This window comes from Acinetobacter sp. ANC_7635, from assembly GCF_056779945.1.
This window is the reverse complement of the sequence record NZ_JBWYIS010000010.1, coordinates 1-15638: the sequence shown is the minus strand read 5'-3', so window position 1 is coordinate 15638 and position 15638 is coordinate 1. Positions and strand designations below refer to the sequence as shown.

General features: G+C 37.1%; 17 protein-coding genes and 1 pseudogene. 4 read left to right on the top strand and 14 right to left on the bottom strand.

What is annotated here, in order from left to right:
- The first annotated feature begins 88 nt into the window (after positions 1-88).
- On the top strand, positions 89-421 hold the full coding sequence (locus AC1M89_RS10985) for a HopJ type III effector protein (RefSeq protein ID WP_035264987.1): 333 nt from the start codon (positions 89-91) through the stop codon (positions 419-421).
- 24 nt (positions 422-445) lie between these two features.
- On the opposite strand, the gene AC1M89_RS10980 is transcribed toward AC1M89_RS10985, so the two are convergent.
- A complete protein-coding gene (locus tag AC1M89_RS10980; protein WP_481614229.1) occupies positions 446-1672 on the bottom strand; it encodes a TIGR03862 family flavoprotein in 1227 nt (408 codons plus the stop codon).
- Positions 1669-2334, bottom strand: a complete 666-nt coding sequence (locus AC1M89_RS10975; protein ID WP_481592074.1) for a class I SAM-dependent methyltransferase — start codon at positions 2332-2334, stop codon at positions 1669-1671. The genes AC1M89_RS10980 and AC1M89_RS10975 overlap by 4 nt, the downstream gene beginning before the upstream one ends.
- A gap of 84 nt (positions 2335-2418) precedes the next feature.
- On the opposite strand from AC1M89_RS10975, the gene AC1M89_RS10970 reads away from it, so the two are divergent.
- Positions 2419-2598, top strand: a complete 180-nt coding sequence (locus AC1M89_RS10970) for a DNA gyrase inhibitor YacG (protein ID WP_035264978.1) — start codon at positions 2419-2421, stop codon at positions 2596-2598.
- A gap of 350 nt (positions 2599-2948) precedes the next feature.
- On the opposite strand, the gene AC1M89_RS10965 is transcribed toward AC1M89_RS10970, so the two are convergent.
- The 5 genes from AC1M89_RS10965 to AC1M89_RS10945 all read right to left on the bottom strand — a co-directional run bounded on the left by AC1M89_RS10965 (position 2949) and on the right by AC1M89_RS10945 (position 7330).
- Complete coding sequence (locus tag AC1M89_RS10965; RefSeq protein WP_092768141.1) at positions 2949-3593, bottom strand: MBL fold metallo-hydrolase; 645 nt, start codon at positions 3591-3593, stop codon at positions 2949-2951.
- 14 nt (positions 3594-3607) lie between these two features.
- Positions 3608-4624: a ferrochelatase gene (gene hemH, locus AC1M89_RS10960; protein WP_035264970.1), complete on the bottom strand. Its 1017-nt coding sequence runs from the start codon at positions 4622-4624 to the stop codon at positions 3608-3610.
- A 125-nt stretch (positions 4625-4749) separates the two neighbouring features.
- Complete coding sequence (locus tag AC1M89_RS10955) at positions 4750-5712, bottom strand: DUF4062 domain-containing protein (RefSeq protein WP_481586764.1); 963 nt, start codon at positions 5710-5712, stop codon at positions 4750-4752.
- A 72-nt stretch (positions 5713-5784) separates the two neighbouring features.
- Positions 5785-6669, bottom strand: a complete 885-nt coding sequence (gene murI, locus AC1M89_RS10950; protein WP_481592062.1) for a glutamate racemase — start codon at positions 6667-6669, stop codon at positions 5785-5787.
- 49 nt (positions 6670-6718) lie between these two features.
- The gene (locus AC1M89_RS10945; protein ID WP_481592063.1) at positions 6719-7330 is read right to left on the bottom strand and encodes a DUF1285 domain-containing protein; all 612 of its coding nucleotides are present in this window, start codon (positions 7328-7330) and stop codon (positions 6719-6721) included.
- Positions 7331-7513: 183 nt separating this feature from the next.
- On the opposite strand from AC1M89_RS10945, the gene AC1M89_RS10940 reads away from it, so the two are divergent.
- Positions 7514-9226, top strand: coding sequence for an electron transfer flavoprotein-ubiquinone oxidoreductase (locus AC1M89_RS10940; RefSeq protein ID WP_481592064.1), 1713 nt, complete (start codon positions 7514-7516; stop codon positions 9224-9226).
- Between the two features lie 88 nt (positions 9227-9314).
- Here the strand turns inward: AC1M89_RS10940 and AC1M89_RS10935 are convergent, their stop codons facing one another.
- The 3 genes and pseudogenes from AC1M89_RS10935 to AC1M89_RS10925 all read right to left on the bottom strand — a co-directional run bounded on the left by AC1M89_RS10935 (position 9315) and on the right by AC1M89_RS10925 (position 11676).
- The gene (locus AC1M89_RS10935) at positions 9315-10382 is read right to left on the bottom strand and encodes a PoNe immunity protein domain-containing protein (RefSeq protein ID WP_481596529.1); all 1068 of its coding nucleotides are present in this window, start codon (positions 10380-10382) and stop codon (positions 9315-9317) included.
- Between the two features lie 4 nt (positions 10383-10386).
- Positions 10387-10494: pseudogene (locus AC1M89_RS10930) on the bottom strand (hypothetical protein); the annotation flags it as partial.
- A 96-nt stretch (positions 10495-10590) separates the two neighbouring features.
- Positions 10591-11676 (bottom strand): Imm72 family immunity protein, encoded by a 1086-nt coding sequence (locus tag AC1M89_RS10925; protein WP_481614228.1) that lies wholly within the window; start codon positions 11674-11676, stop codon positions 10591-10593.
- Between the two features lie 364 nt (positions 11677-12040).
- On the opposite strand from AC1M89_RS10925, the gene AC1M89_RS10920 reads away from it, so the two are divergent.
- Positions 12041-12322 (top strand): helix-turn-helix domain-containing protein, encoded by a 282-nt coding sequence (locus AC1M89_RS10920; RefSeq protein WP_481594913.1) that lies wholly within the window; start codon positions 12041-12043, stop codon positions 12320-12322.
- Between the two features lie 131 nt (positions 12323-12453).
- On the opposite strand, the gene AC1M89_RS10915 is transcribed toward AC1M89_RS10920, so the two are convergent.
- The 4 genes from AC1M89_RS10915 to AC1M89_RS10900 form a co-directional block, all read right to left on the bottom strand.
- Entirely contained in the window at positions 12454-13242 is a 789-nt protein-coding gene (locus AC1M89_RS10915) for a hypothetical protein (RefSeq protein ID WP_481614227.1), read from the bottom strand.
- Positions 13243-13639: 397 nt separating this feature from the next.
- On the bottom strand, positions 13640-14197 hold the full coding sequence (locus AC1M89_RS10910; RefSeq protein WP_481592067.1) for a hypothetical protein: 558 nt from the start codon (positions 14195-14197) through the stop codon (positions 13640-13642).
- Positions 14190-15065 (bottom strand): hypothetical protein, encoded by an 876-nt coding sequence (locus tag AC1M89_RS10905; RefSeq protein WP_481592068.1) that lies wholly within the window; start codon positions 15063-15065, stop codon positions 14190-14192. The genes AC1M89_RS10910 and AC1M89_RS10905 overlap by 8 nt, the downstream gene beginning before the upstream one ends.
- Before the next feature lies 1 nt (position 15066).
- Positions 15067-15638, bottom strand: a 572-nt coding sequence (locus AC1M89_RS10900) for a DUF2345 domain-containing protein (RefSeq protein WP_481609194.1), incomplete at its 5' end; no start/stop codon positions are given.

Below are 15638 nucleotides of genomic sequence, written 5' to 3'. Positions count from 1 at the left end.
TCCCCCTTAAAAAGTAACGAATTATTGTCTTGGATTCACGCGTTTTTTCGTTAAGATGTAGCAAATTTAAACGTGTAAGGACTCAATTATGGCTCAAGCATTATTGGAACAATTAAAAAATGGCGAAGCAAAATTTGCCGACGTAATTTCATTTATTGAAGCAGGTTATACACATACGCCAACCGCATTTAGTAATGGTCAACAATATAATGCCAGTAATGAAAATCAAGGGAGTGCTAAAGTTTTTTCCTTTGCCAAATTAAATGGTCTTTCTCAAGAACAAACATTACAGCTTTTTGCAGAACACTACGCTTCTGTTCTGGCGACACCTGAAGCATCAGATCATCAAAATATCCGTCAATTCATGATTCATGGATGGGATGGCATTAAATTTGAAGGAAATGCACTCACTGCGAAATAATCATAAATAAAGACTAGCGCTTGGCTAGTCTTTTTCAACAGTTTTATTTAGGTATTCAATTACACCTAATCCTGCTGCTCGACCTGTTGCAAAACATGCTGTAAGTAAATAACCACCTGTCGGGGCATCCCAATCCAACATCTCTCCACAGCAGAAAACAATTGGATTACTTTTCAACTGTAACTGTTTAGTCAAGGCAATTTCCCGTACACCACCTGCGCAGCTAATGGCTTCTTCAATGGGTCTAAAACCATCTAGTTTGATAGATAAATGTTTAATATGCTGAGCCATTTTCTCTGCAATCGCCCAATCATGCTTTGGGGTCAATTCACGTAATAAATTTGACTTTGCAGTGTCTAATCCCAATTTTCGCCAAATATTATTAATACTTTGCTTCTTAGCATTCTTAAGTTTAGAGATGATTTCATGCTCAGATAATTCTGGCAGTAAATCTAAATTTAAAACCATGGAATCTTGATATTGCAATTGTGTTCGAAGTGCCCGACCATGCTTATAGACCAACCCACTCTCCAAACCATAATGGGTGATCACGATATCCCCCTTAGCTTTGGGCTGATGATCCACCCAAGCTTCAACTCGTTTGAGTGGCGAGCCAAATATAGGTTCCATATACGAAGACCAAGCTCTGACTACACCAGCATTACTCGGGGAAAACGCTTTTAACTCTTCTTTAGCCAACCATGACTGCCAAGCCCCATCACTACCCAACTGCGCCCATGACACAGCGCCACACGCCAATACAATCGCATCAAATTGCTCAGTTCGTATTGAATTGGCTTGAGTATCAAAAACTGTCAGTTCATTTTGATTAAGCGCGGTAATTTGATGCCGATAATGAAAATTGACCTTGGTATCTACTAAACTTTTTAACCAAGCACGCAGTAATGGAGCTGCTTTCATTTCATTGGGAAATATACGACCAGAGCTTCCAACATAGGATTCAATCCCTAGGTTTTTCATCCAATTTCGAATCCAACGCGCATCCCATTTTTTTAACCAAGGTGCAAGCCATTCGGCATGATCATAACGACCAATAAATTGATCGATAGGTTCGGCATGAGAAATATTTAAACCTGTTTTACCTGCCATCAAAAATTTACGTGCAGCTGAAGGCTTTTGTTCAAAAATATGAACTTCAAATGCAGGATGAGCAGATAAAACTTCAGCAGCCATTAAACCTGCTGGACCTGCGCCTACGATTGCGATTCGCTTTGAATATTCCAAATTCATAGATTATTCGTTTGTTGATTTTCAGAAGAGATGGGCATTTGCCCTTGCAGAGGCATAAAGTGATCGAAGCGAGTTTGGTACGCTTCTGGTTTTTGAATAATCAACTGCTGGCATAATTGACCACGCTCTAGATACTTTACTTCAAAGTGCGTTCTTGCCGAAGTTGAAGGGATTCTTTCTTTAACATACGAAAGGTTCCAAACATTAAGCAGTTGTTGCTCTGCCTCGTCAATATATTCAGGAATATTGCTGGCTAAAGTGATCGTACCATTCGGTTGCAATCGAGACAGTAAAAATTCAAAAAAAGGCATATTCAACCAACGTTGCGCTGGATTATGAGGTTCAGGATTCGGATATAAAATAAAAAAATCTTCAACTTGCTGTGGAAATAGCGCATGTACGATCCAAGGGATTGCATCTGCATGTACAGGTCGCAAATTGGTTTGTCCCTCTAGTTGATGCTGTTTTTGCATCGCTAGAAATTTTTCTCTAGTTCGTTCAATCGCGATTAGTTGTCTTTGCGGATTTTGTTGCGCAAACAATAAAGCATGTTTACCTTTACCCGCCCCAATCTCAACACATAGTGGTTCAGCTAGAATCGGTAGAAAGTCGCGTGGCGCATGCATACGCTGTGCTTGAAATTGACGAATCGGCATAATCAGATCAAACTTATGAAAACGCGACAAGTCTAGCAACTCTAGATGCTTTTGCCTATTTTAGCTGTTTTATTTTACTAGGATTGATTTATGCCAAAAACATTTCCGTGCCCACGCTGTGGACAGCCTAGTCAATGGACTGGCAATGAATTTCGTCCATTTTGTTCTGAACGATGCAAACTTATCGATTTAGGGGCTTGGGCAAATGATGAATATCGCCTTCCGACACAGGATTCTCCTCAAGCTGATCAAGGGGAATATCATGAATAATGCCAACTTTGCTCAATATTAAAAGAATAATTCAATTATATTTACACAAACAAAAAATTAGCTTTTTTAAGAAAACTCAATAAATGTGATTTTATTTAAGTTTGTGTTGTGATATTGTGATAACAATCACATTAAAACAACAATTCTACTTTCATAAATACATGAGACTTTATAAATTCACATTCACACTCAGTATAATTTTAACTTGCCTAGGCCTCCTTTTTGCAGGTCTAGGCATTTATCAACATGATTTCGTCTTGATTTTAATCTCTGCACTATTTGTGTTAGCCGCTGCCCTTCTCTTTTGGGAATTGAATGACATCAATCGAGATCACTTTTTTCGTTTTTAATTAACCAGCTTTACCTGCCACAAACGGGTTAAACTTTTTCTCATAGCCAATGGTACTGATTGGACCATGCCCTGAAATAAACTGTGTTTCATCTGGCAAACTAAAACATTCTCTCTCAATGGAATCTAGCAACTGTTGATGATTTCCCTTGGGAAAATCTGTTCGACCAATTGAACCCTTGAAAAGAACATCGCCAGTCCATAACAAGCCATAGTTAGCATTATAGAACATGACGTGGCCAGGCGTATGACCGGGAGCGAATCGAACCTCAAAGGATTCATCCCCTAATTTTAAAGTTTCACCACCTTCAAGCCACTGATCAACCACAACAGGTTCAGGTATCGGAAACCCATATCGTGCTGAAACTTCCTGAATCATATCTAACCAAAATGCATCTTCTTTATGAGGACCAATTACTGGAATACCCCACTCTCTCGCCAATGCTCCGACCGCACCAGCATGATCAAGATGACCATGAGTTAACCATAGCTCCTTCACTGTTAAGTCTAACTCTTGCACAACTTGCATAATTTTTTCAGGCTCACCACCTGCATCAATTAACACAGCTTCTTTGGTCTCTTGATCCCAAACCAATGAACAATTTTGCTGAAATGCTGTCACAGGAATAATTTTAACTTGAAGCATAGGAACCTTTAAATTTACGCAGAATGTTGGAGGGTAATCTTGAGTGCATCCAGTTGAGCTTCTACTAAATCGACCAACAAATCAATATGTGCTGCATCAGTGTTTAACGCTGGAATATAGGCATAGTCTTTCCCGCCCGCTGTTTTAAAGGTTTCGGCATTTTCCACAGCCAACTCTTCTAAAGTCTCTAAGCAATCTGCTGAAAAAGCAGGGCTGAGAACATGGACAGATTGAACTCCTTGTTGTCCCCACTCAGTCAGCAACGCATCTGTATATGGCTTGACCCACTCTTGTTTACCGAATCGTGATTGGAAGCTGATAGCCCATTCATCGTCACGTAATCCCAGAGCCTCTGCGACTTTTTTCGCTGTAACCCTACAACGGTCGGCATATGGATCACCTTTATCTGCATAAGGCTGAGGAATCCCATGGAAAGACATTAATAATTTTTCCGCTTTACCGTGTTGCGCCTGAAAAACCTGAACACTCTTTGCCAAAGCCTGAATAAATTTTGGATGTTGATAATAATCGCGTATTAAACTTAAGCCAGGTAAATTTCTCTGCGTTAAAACCCATTTCGCCAATGCATCATACAAAGGTGCTGTAGATGTCGCTGAATATTGAGGAAAAAGTGGAAATAAAATGACGTGATCTTGCGGTGTCTGAGTAAGTTTTTTTAGAACCTCATGAATACTAGGATGACCATAAGTCATCGCAGGAACGACCTGAACATCAAAATCTGGATAATCTTGAATAACTTTTTGACGGATTAAATCTGTTTGCTTCAACAGAATTTCACGCATAGGGGAATCTCCATTCCACACCTGCGCATATGCTTCAGAAACATGCTTTGGTCGAAATGGTAAAACAAAACAATGTAAGATAATTTTCCACAAAAACGATGGAATCTCAATCACACGCTGATCAGATAAAAACTGTTTTAGAAAAGTTCGTACCGCAGGCACTGTAGGGGCATCTGGTGTTCCCAAGTTGGCAATAATTACGGTGATTTTCGGCTTTAACTCAGACATCTGATCCACATCAATTCACTGTTTAATTAAGAAATACTTTATCAGAGTCTAAGTAAATTCGGCGTGATTTTATGATTGCTTTTTAAAATGTGAATGAAAGAGAAAAACTATCATATGAACTTGATCTATTTATTCATGCATTTCCATAACATCCGCTGACGATCATCTCGTCCTACAGGAACGATCCATTCATTATTACGCATTTGTTGCTTGATGGTATGCAATGCACGTACATTAATCTGTGCTCTAGATACCATATGTGCCTTAGGAAGTTGCAATTGAGCATCGACCAGCCCCGTATCAGTCAAATACTGATTCAACACTTTAGAATAAAAATCTTCTGGTGTTGCTTGGGAAAATTGAGACTCAAGAACAGTATAAATTTCATGCCATCGCATGGAACGTATACAAATAATTTCTTTAAAATGACTATCAACATAGGCATGCATACGATAATCAAAACTGAATTGATCATCCCACTCTATTCTAGGCAAAGATAGAAAAGGATCGACTTCAGATTTGGCTTGTTCCATTTTTGCTTGTGCCAGCTGAGCTCTTAATCGATCAATCTCATCTTGTTTTGCTTGAATGCTTTGTGGTCTTACCCAACCCAAAACAGGGTAACGTTCAAGCATTTGAGGCATATGAGACCTGAGTGCTAGCTCTAATTCACGAGCACTTTTAAAAAATACGACCTGATCAACTTCTCGAATGATCTGTTGACGGAAATTTTGAAAGCGCTGTTGAAGATCCACTTCATGCTCTCGTAAATGCTCCTCACGCGATTCTGGCTGTTCATGCATAAATACAATAATGGGCTTTTGCTTAGTCACGGCATAGATATATTCCAAGTGCATGTAACTAATACCAGAGACAGATTGCTCACCATACTGGCTTCCTAAAAGCAGAAGTACATAATCACAATCATCAATTTGACGGCGTGCAAAAGCGGTTGTTACAGGTGTTCTTTGTTCTAAACCCCATGAAAAAAAACCCATACCGATCAGCGTTTGAGACACAACCATACGCTCTGGCTGCATCTCTTTACCAGAAGTTGTAATAAACACTTGGTAACGCTTATCTAGCATGCCTTAATCCAATCCTGCATCTAGGTAAAAATGCCTTACTCATAAGGCTTAAAATATATAGCTTGATATTGATCATTCTTCTTCGAATGTATCAGTTAAATTTTCAATTGACCATAGTATTTCATGCCCGATCATATTTTGAAGTACAGGCTGAAGTTCAAGCGCATTTCCGCCACTGACGACACAACGCAACTGCACTGATTTGTCATATGGTTGAGTAGCATTGAATTTATTTTTGATAAGGACTCTTGCTGTTTGGCGTGCAACAGCAAATCCTGAATCAACCAAAGTCAGTCGCTCTGTATAAAGATGCTCAATTGCTGATTTTAAAAATGGATAATGCGTACAACCCAACACCAAATAATCGGCTTGATCTTGCATGACGGGATCAAGTATCCGTTGTAATGTTGCAATACAGGCTTGCGAATTTTGTTGCCCTGCTTCCACGAAAGGAACCAAATCCAAACTGGTGACTTGATGAACTTTAACACCTAAAGGATCTGCAAAATTCTGCATTACATCCTTGATTAACTGGCCTCTAAAAGTCGCTGGAGTCGCCAATACAGCCACCACTTTAGACTGTGTCTGTAACACTGCAGGTTTTAACGCAGGAACCAACCCAATGATCGGAAATCGCTCACCATAATGTGTCCTTAAGTAATCCAGACTAAAAGCTGATGCCGTATTACACGCAACAACCGCAACTTTACATCCTTGACGATACAACCACTCAATTGCATGTGCTGTGAGCTGACGAATATCTTGATCTTCGCGCGGACCATAAGGGACATGAGCTGTATCTGCATAGTAAAGGATATGCTCATTGGGTAAATATTTTGCTATTTCCAATGCAACTGATAAACCACCAATCCCCGAGTCGAAAATCCCAATAGGGGCATGTTCAAGTGCATGAGGCATAGGCTCATTAGAGCTCGGTTGGGGTAAAATTGCAGACATCTCAACGACTACTTTTATAATGCTTAAATGAATGGGCTAAGCTTAAACCTCAAGTCTCTAATTGCAATAGCAGATTACCACTTTTTAAATTCAAAACTGATTCACCTTGCTCATTTTCGCTCAACTCCCCCATTTCAACTAAATGAAAAAAAGTTGATCGTTGTATCAATGCGTTGATGCCGAAACGCACATGCACGTAAGGACGCATCTCTCCTTGAAAATCACGCATAAAGATTGGATGATCTTGATCCACAATAATGAGATCTTGAGTGGTCGTTGTTAGCTGTAGATAAGAAAGCCCTTGAATCTCGACTTGATCTACCTGATTGACCAATAAAGGTTCATCTTCGACTTCAATTTCGATTTGCTCAACGGGTGTTTTTAAGTAAAATTTGTTGTCTTCTTTCCACAGTACTGTCGAGAATAGGTCAATGAGGCTTTGTCTTTTAATCAATTGACCTTCGTGCCACCATTCACCATTCGCTTTTACTTTCAAATCCATTGAGCCACAATGCTTTGGGTTCCATTGTTCAAGAGGTGGGATTGACCTTTTGTGACTTGACTGTGCATCTTTTAGATATTGTACGATATTGATTAAGTTTTTATCATCAGGTACAAGTGAATCAGGCTGTGCTGTTATAGAATCATTTTGTTTTACCATGGTTTATGCCCTGCTGACGGAAAATAAAGCGACTCAGCCAATTGGCTTGATCAAGGTTTGAACCTATACTAGCGCAAAATATATAAAAGGTACGAGAGCAAAATTGTACCTGCAACTAAGAACACTCATGGCAGCACCGTCGGAATTATCGGTTGCCACCCTTTACTTTATGAGGAGTCCTTTATGGAACACATCGAACGTGAATCGATGGAGTTTGACGTTGTAATCGTTGGAGCGGGCCCTGCGGGTCTTTCAGCTGCGATCAAAATCCGTCAACTTGCAATTGAAAACAACCTCAACGATTTATCTGTATGTGTCGTTGAAAAAGGCTCTGAAGTAGGTGCGCATATTCTTTCTGGTGCTGTGCTTGAACCACGCGCTATTAATGAATTGTTCCCAAATTGGAAAGAAGAAGGTGCGCCTTTAAACGTACCTGTTACAGAAGATGAAACGTACTTCCTTCTTTCAGATCAAAAATCTCAAAAAATGCCTCATGCTTTTGTGCCTAAAACAATGCACAACGACGGTAACTATGTCATCTCTCTTGGTAACGTCGTACGCTGGTTAGGACAAAAAGCTGAAGAGCTTGAAGTATCCATTTTCCCGGGCTTCGCAGCAGCGGAAATTCTGTATCATGCTGATGGTACTGTAAAAGGTATCCAAACAGGTGATATGGGTATTGGTAAAGATGGTGAGCCAACACATAACTTTACCCCAGGCTATGAGCTCCATGCGAAATACACGTTATTCGCTGAAGGCTGCCGTGGTCATTTAGGTAAGCGCCTAATCGCTCAATTCGGCTTAGATAAAGATGCTGATCCTCAACATTACGGTATCGGTATTAAAGAACTTTGGGAAATTGATCCAGCGAAGCACAAACCAGGTAAAGTCATGCACGGTGCGGGTTGGCCTTTAACTGAAACTGGTTCATCTGGTGGTTGGTGGTTATATCACGCTGAAAATAACCAAGTATCATTGGGTATGATTGTCGACTTATCTTACCAAAACCCTCATATGTATCCATTCATGGAAATGCAACGTTGGAAAACACATCCATTAATTAAAGATGTATTGGAAGGCGGTAAACGTATTTCTTACGGTGCACGTGCAGTAGTTAAAGGTGGTTTTAACTCTCTTCCTAAATTTACCTTCCCAGGCGGAAGCTTAATTGGTGATGATGCTGGTTTCTTGAACTTTGCAAAAATTAAAGGTTCACACACTGCTATGAAATCAGGCATGTTATGTGGTGAAGCTGTATTTGAAGCAATTAAAGCTGGTGTAGAAAAAGGCGGCGACCTTGCAATTGCTCGTGTGACAGAAGGCGAAGATTTCTTTGCTAAAGAGTTAACGTCATATACAGAGAAATTTAACAACAGTTGGTTAAAAGAAGAGTTATATAATGCTCGTAACTTTGGCCCTGCAATGCATAAGTTTGGTACATTCTTCGGTGGTGCATTCAACTTTATCGATCAAAATGTATTTAAAGTTCCGTTCACTTTACGTGATTTGACACCTGACTACAGTGCTTTAAAAACTGTTGATGCTGTGAATTTCAAACCAAACTATCCAAAACCAGATGGTAAGCTTACATTTGACCGTTTATCTTCAGTGTTTGTTTCAAATACAGTACACGAAGAAAACCAGCCAGCGCATTTAAAATTAACTGATCCATCAATTCCAGTAAACGTTAACCTTCCTCAATGGGATGAGCCTGCTCAGCGCTACTGCCCTGCTGGCGTATACGAAATCATGGAAAATGATGATGGTTCTAAGCGTTTCCAAATTAATGCTGCGAACTGTGTTCACTGTAAGACTTGTGATATTAAAGATCCGTCACAAAACATTACTTGGGTTGTACCTGAGGGTGCGGGTGGTCCGAACTATCCGAATATGTAATCTCGTTTGAGATCAAAAAAAACCCGCGAAAGCGGGTTTTTTATTAAACTGCGATAAATACGAAAGTTTCACCTTGAGCGATATAGTTTTATTCTTCTCCATCAAAATACCAATATACTTCACCCCAGTCTTGTTCTGAAAGCATTGGTAAAATGTCATCTCTATCAAAATATTGACGCTCATTTGGTTGGGCTGGAGTCGTCCAATAACCTGTTTGTGGACATTTATCTCCACCTTTGATTTTAATTTTTTCTATCGAATCTTGTGCCTGTACTTTTTCTGATTGTGCTTTAGCAAAATCAACTAAATCTTTCGGATAAAATTGATGCTCTCGATAAGTTGAATCATCAATATCTAATAGCCATGTCACAGCAGCTGCTTCCCATGACCAATAACCAAAATAACTGATGCCTGATCTAATATCAGGTTGTGGATGTTGATCATGATAAGGTTCATGATGACTTGTTTCATACCAATCTTCTAGGTATCGTAGTATTATTGCTGATCGGTTTTCGGGGGTTGCATCAAAAATTTTAAGGAGTCTACGATATGGAAAATGTCTACGAGCATATTTCGGTGGAGTACCACGATCTTCCACAAACGGTGCAACCAATCGCTCGATTAAGCCATCTTTTTCTTGCCCTTCAGGCGTTGCTTCGGTGTAGTCGATCATTGGCATAATCCGATTCATTTGATCTGCATAGCCTGTCAGTAAACCAAAGCATATCAATCGTAAAGCAATATACCAATAATCTTCAGTTCCCAAGGAAATATGCCAGACATAACGGCCACCTGCATCAGGGCTTAAATTATAAAGATGACTCGTTTCAGCATATTCTTCTGTCCAATGAAGAAGATACGGGTAAAGTTCTTTTATAAAATTTAAATCACCACCTGCTGAATATTGTAAGGACATCAAATCTAATGCATCAATAATCCGTCTTCTTCCAGAAGCAATATATCCACCAAATTTAGAATCATTTTTATAATGGCTAAATCCATCAACAACTGTATATAACCCATTAACAAATGTATCAAATCTTCTGTGATACATTTCTTGCTCAAGCAACTTATCTCTAAATAAACTTGCATCTTTTACTTCTAAACTCAACCATTTTTGCCAATCTATTTCTTGATCATTTACTTGTATTGACATACTTTCATCTCTCCAACATCTCGTTTGGTAAAACAAATTCTAATTTAATACCGTGTGCAGTTACTGTCCGTGTGCACTTAATTTTATTTAATTCTTTGCATTTCTCTTGATGTTAAAATTTAGTTATGTCTAAACTTTTGTTATTTGAAATGTCTAACTGAGAATATTATTATAAATAAAAAATAATGCCCCGAAGGGCAAATTAAAATTATTCTTCACCATCAAACTGCCAGTACACCTCGCCCCAATCACTTTCAAAATCAGGAAAAATATCGCCTTTTTTAAAGTATTGCCGTGAATTTAATTTCGCTGTTGTATACCAATAGCCTGCTTTAGGGCTAACCTGCCCAGCCGCCATACTTAATTTTTCAGTTGATTCAGTTTCGGGTTGATTGGATTGTTTTCCTATATTTTCTATATCAAAAATATAATTCTTTTCTTCCTCGGGTATGGTTCCATCTATATAGCGATTGTCTTCCCAAATTAAACGCCATTTAACATCATACCAATCATCTGTGCCTTCTAATTTATATTGAGTAGCTTCCGAACCTTCCAAAAAATAATTTGGGCAACCAACATACACATTATATTCAGGGTCATTGGTTAATTTTTGATAGACGGATTTTTCAAACCAAGGTTCATATATACCTGAAATTTGGATCTCTTCACCTGAAAAAATTTCAATATCACTATTTATTTGATTATTGTCGAAAATTAATTCAACTTTAATACTGCGAATGAAACTCCAATACACGAACTTGTTAAATGATTCAAAATTCCATTTTTTATACAAAAAAGGATAATGAGGAATATAATATTCGTTATCAAAATCAGATAGGGTTATTTTTATAAATGCTGTAAACTCATTTGCAATACATATCTTTTTTATTTCATTTTCATGTAGATTTTCGAATATCCAACCAGAATCCCTTCCGACCATTCCTAATTTTTTATATAGAGGATCATTTTCAAGCCCGCGCTCATCACCATATCTTCCAAAAATTGTAGAGTGTATATTTTCAGATATAAAATCTGAATAGACTTCTTTTTTGAACTTACTTCCTAGAAAATCTAATAAAGTTTTTTCTTCAATATCTAGAACATAGAGATACATTAATAATTCTCTCTCATGTCTAGTTAATAATTCAAACTCTTCACTAGATTTTCTTAAAGCATTCTCAAAAGCAACAGTAAATTCCTTATTGAGATAGTAAATTTTTTTTAAAAAACTATAACTTGTAATCATTTTTAAAAAATTAATTACTCTAAATCTCAGTTTTTGATCAACTTTCATTATCTATCTGCTTTATTTGAGCTACTCTCTCTTGAATTAGCACGACTAGTACTTGATGTCGCATGTAATATTTGTCCCTGCTGTACTGTTTTCTTTGAAGCTTCTCGATTTAATAGGTATTCAACAGTTTCGGTTGTATCCTTAGGTAAGATTGCATCCTTCCAATTTGTATTTTGAATTTTAATAACTTTATCAATAGATCTCTTTCATAAATCAAAAAACGATCTATCACTTGCTGACTATGTGTACCGAATAATTTTAAATATTCATGCATAATTTGCGAATGAAATACATCGACTAAAAAAAGCTTTCTGAAACACAGTTTAAGCGATATACAGGCATCTCATGGCCAACCTTTGATTTAATGGCTGAACAGCTAAAAATGCTTGTACCTGCTAAAGGTAAACCATCTAAGTTAAGTGTAGAAGATCAAATCCTTCTGAGCTTAAGTTATTGGCGTGAATATCGAACATTATTTCATGTCGCAACGAGTTATGGCGTGTCAGAGCCTACGGCTTCAAGAATCGTCCGCCACGTAGAGGCTTTCCTGATCAAGTCCAATCTATTTAATTTACCCAAGAGTTTGCCTGAAGGCGAAGGTATTGAGTCTGAAGATCGAAACAAATCGAAATATTTCCACGATTAATTAAATCTTTTTATTGTAATTAGGCCAGTTGGATGTCGAATAGATTTTAGGTGTGGGCTTACTCGTCTCACAATTATATTGCTAAATCAAACCTAACAAACAACTTTCTAAAACAAAGCCCACCAAATATCCTATTTCATATATTGCCAAACATCAGGGTCTACATAGCTGTCATCAATATGATAGCCTTCTAGTTTAATTTTTTCTTCCTTAAATTTACGATCTTTTTCATTGTCTCTTCTTTCATCTAAAAAGGCTTGTTTTAACTGTTCTGCTGTCATTTCATCTGAGTTAGAAATAGCATTGAAACCAGTATATCTAAAATGCTCAAAACTGTATCTCAGCATATACTGTTCTTTTTTATCATCTTTATATGTTTTAGAAAGAGATATCGCCAAATTAATATTACTATTATATAAATTAAAATACATATGGCCATTAGTCAGATCCATCATTTCTTGCCACTCTTTTAAACTTAAAATATAGCTAGGGTCAATAACCTCTCCCATGTTTTGACTCATATATTTTAAATTATCTTTTTTATCTATACGTTCCGAATAAGGTAAAAAATATTGCTTCCAGTTTTTCTCACTCATTTGCTTCATAAGTTTTACATAAGCCTGATATGCATCTTCTCTAGTCGTATATTCATTAGCATGTAAACTAGCGGTTACATCCATAATCAAAACACCATCATTGCCCATTCGTGCAATTTGCGTCCCCATTACACTAATAACATTATCAATTTCAAAGTTACTTTGTTCAGTTACAATTTTAACCTGTCCCAGTTTGGGCGGTCTCCAATCTAGTGACAAAAAATTCATCCCCGCAGGTTGGCGGTCTATTGGCGCATAACTATATTGAATAAAATCTTTTAATCCTTGCTGTCCAAAATGTAAAATAGCACTTTGTGGTGGCATGATTTCATTTCCTTTACTTTTCGTATTTGGAGTACAAGCCAATAATAGGCAACATATCGAAAATCCAAAAATTAAACTCAGATAATTTTTCATATTGAAACTTTTGTTAAAAAAATCGTTATTTTTTCCCTTCATTACTACTTGGATGTATTGCAAAGAGAAAGTTTGCTTTGCTCTGACTTCACCCCGTTATTGTTTTTAATTCCTGATGTAAAAAGGCACGCCTTTATCATCCAACATTAAACGGTGATATTTTTCCGCAGCCAAATTAATCTTAACTAAAGATCCGTTATAAAAAATTACTTAGGTTCCACCTGAGGGTGCAGGTAGTGTGAGCTATTCGAATATGTAATGTCTTTTTAAAAAAACCGCTAAAGAGCTCTTTCTCGTTAATTTATCAATCAATTTTTAAAGTTAATCGGTTAAAATTCAGATCATTGCCTTTGAATTCTATGTTTGAGAAAAATCTCATCACTACTTTCTTAGTATTTAGATTGATTGAAAATACATGTACATATATGTAATCTTGATTATTTTTTAGCTCTGTATTGATATATCTGATATTAAGATTATTAATGCAATTTGCATTTAAAATTAAGTCATTTTTGAAGTGATGCCTTGCATTAGGTGATAAAATCATCTCACTTGCAACTCCACCATCTAGATACACAACAATTTTACCAGGAGTACCCAATATACTCTTTGATAATCTATACATACCCCAATTAGAAGGACGACCATCTTTGAGAACATGCAATTGAAATGGTCCTAAATTTTTAGCACTATTTAAATTCTGACTTTCAGATACTTTAAATATCTCATTCAAAACAGTGCAGAAATTTTGATTATCTATCACAATAGCCTCACGATTTGATTCTTTAATTATATTTGATGCTGTAACATTTGAGTAAAAACAAAGTAGAGTTAGAAACATATATGTGAGAAATTTATTCATTTATATAGCCCCAATCTACTAACGGATCAACATCACCCACTCCCAAAACCCAATACTCTTCTTTTGTGGCATCATCACCTTCTCTCCAGATGATATCTTCTGAATTATAATAATGAGTCAAATTTCTTCCATAAAGTCTATGGACATAGTTTGGTTCATTATCTTTCATTATTTTTCCAAGCATTGATTTAGCAATACCAAGCTCGGGATATTGTGGATATTTAAATTTATTTAACGATGACTTTTGTAATTTTTCCCACCAAGAATATGGATTGACTGCAGGAATTGATATAGGACCGTACTTTACGAAACCTTTCCCATCTGGAATTATATCACCTAAGTTTTTTTTTAGAATTTTCTCAGCTTCTTTTGCACAAGTTGAATTCGTTAAAGCCCTATACTTTTTTTCAGAGGAATTATTTTCAATGTATTCTTGTTTTTCCTCATCAAAAATCATACTCAAGCTTTTTTTTCTAATCTGATTTACATCAAACATAATTTTTCTTGCACTATCTTCATTTATTTTAGCACGATATAAATAGCTAACTTCGGTTATAGGATAATCACAGGTTGATAAGTTGCCTATAATATTACTTCCATTAGCTGCAGGCCCAAAACTAAAAAATGTTAATACCTCTTGATTTTTCGTGATATAAAAAAATGCATGACCCCATTCGCCACTATTATTATTTTCAGGGAACTCTGATTTCAAATCGTGATGATTTTTACTTTTCAAAGCAAAGGTTCTTTTAGGTAAATAAGCCAATTCTGGCAAATTAGTCTCTGTTCCAATAACCACATAATATTCATCTAAGGCTACTTCAGATATGGGATTATCTAAATCAGTTTGATATTGTTTATTATTCATTTTAAATATCTACGTCCAAATTGAAATTTTCTTTTTCAGAAGTATAAATTCTCTTTGTTTTTCCTTCTCTGTCCGTAATACCTCTGATCAATTTACCATTTTTACCTGTTAGTACATATTTAGTATTCGTTAGAACCAACCCAAATTTGTTTTTTAAAATGAATTGATGCGAATAAATATCTGTAATAGGTAGTAACGGAATTTCATAACTTATAGAACTGGCCCCCACAAACTGATGCTGCCCTGCCTTAACCTCAAACTTACTTGCAGTCGTAGGAAATACCCCTGAAGCATTTATTTTTAGCTGTGAACCGCCTGCGGTCAGTACGACTTCTTTCGCACTCGTGATGTCGACATTTGCCTCCGTGGAAATAATCTGCACACCCTTTCTAGCAATCAGATCAGCACCATCCCCTTGAGCTTGAATCTCGATCTTACCTTTCCCTGCATACAGTCGTGCCCCTTCTTGCGCGGCAAATAAACTGATCTTTTTGCTGGCATGTCCGATGATGCTGTCTTGCGTGCTGGTGTTAATGCTTCCTTGTGCAATCTGGTTGATCTGCCCATCTGCAC

Bases quoted from the DNA above. Each gene is read 5' to 3' on its own strand.
- AC1M89_RS10910 (WP_481592067.1), bottom strand. From the start codon at position 14,197: ATGAATAAATTTCTCACATATATGTTTCTAACTCTACTTTGTTTTTAC.
- hemH (WP_035264970.1), bottom strand. From the start codon at position 4,624: ATGTCTGAGTTAAAGCCGAAAATCACCGTAATTATTGCCAACTTGGGA.
- AC1M89_RS10945 (WP_481592063.1), bottom strand. From the start codon at position 7,330: ATGGTAAAACAAAATGATTCTATAACAGCACAGCCTGATTCACTTGTA.
- AC1M89_RS10925 (WP_481614228.1), bottom strand. From the start codon at position 11,676: ATGAAAGTTGATCAAAAACTGAGATTTAGAGTAATTAATTTTTTAAAA.
- AC1M89_RS10955 (WP_481586764.1), bottom strand. From the start codon at position 5,712: ATGCTAGATAAGCGTTACCAAGTGTTTATTACAACTTCTGGTAAAGAG.
- AC1M89_RS10965 (WP_092768141.1), bottom strand. From the start codon at position 3,593: ATGCTTCAAGTTAAAATTATTCCTGTGACAGCATTTCAGCAAAATTGT.
- AC1M89_RS10915 (WP_481614227.1), bottom strand. From the start codon at position 13,242: ATGCCACCACAAAGTGCTATTTTACATTTTGGACAGCAAGGATTAAAA.
- AC1M89_RS10985 (WP_035264987.1), top strand. From the start codon at position 89: ATGGCTCAAGCATTATTGGAACAATTAAAAAATGGCGAAGCAAAATTT.
- AC1M89_RS10970 (WP_035264978.1), top strand. From the start codon at position 2,419: ATGCCAAAAACATTTCCGTGCCCACGCTGTGGACAGCCTAGTCAATGG.
- AC1M89_RS10935 (WP_481596529.1), bottom strand. From the start codon at position 10,382: ATGTCAATACAAGTAAATGATCAAGAAATAGATTGGCAAAAATGGTTG.
- AC1M89_RS10905 (WP_481592068.1), bottom strand. From the start codon at position 15,065: ATGAATAATAAACAATATCAAACTGATTTAGATAATCCCATATCTGAA.
- AC1M89_RS10940 (WP_481592064.1), top strand. From the start codon at position 7,514: ATGGAACACATCGAACGTGAATCGATGGAGTTTGACGTTGTAATCGTT.
- AC1M89_RS10980 (WP_481614229.1), bottom strand. From the start codon at position 1,672: ATGAATTTGGAATATTCAAAGCGAATCGCAATCGTAGGCGCAGGTCCA.
- murI (WP_481592062.1), bottom strand. From the start codon at position 6,669: ATGTCTGCAATTTTACCCCAACCGAGCTCTAATGAGCCTATGCCTCAT.
- AC1M89_RS10920 (WP_481594913.1), top strand. From the start codon at position 12,041: ATGGCTGAACAGCTAAAAATGCTTGTACCTGCTAAAGGTAAACCATCT.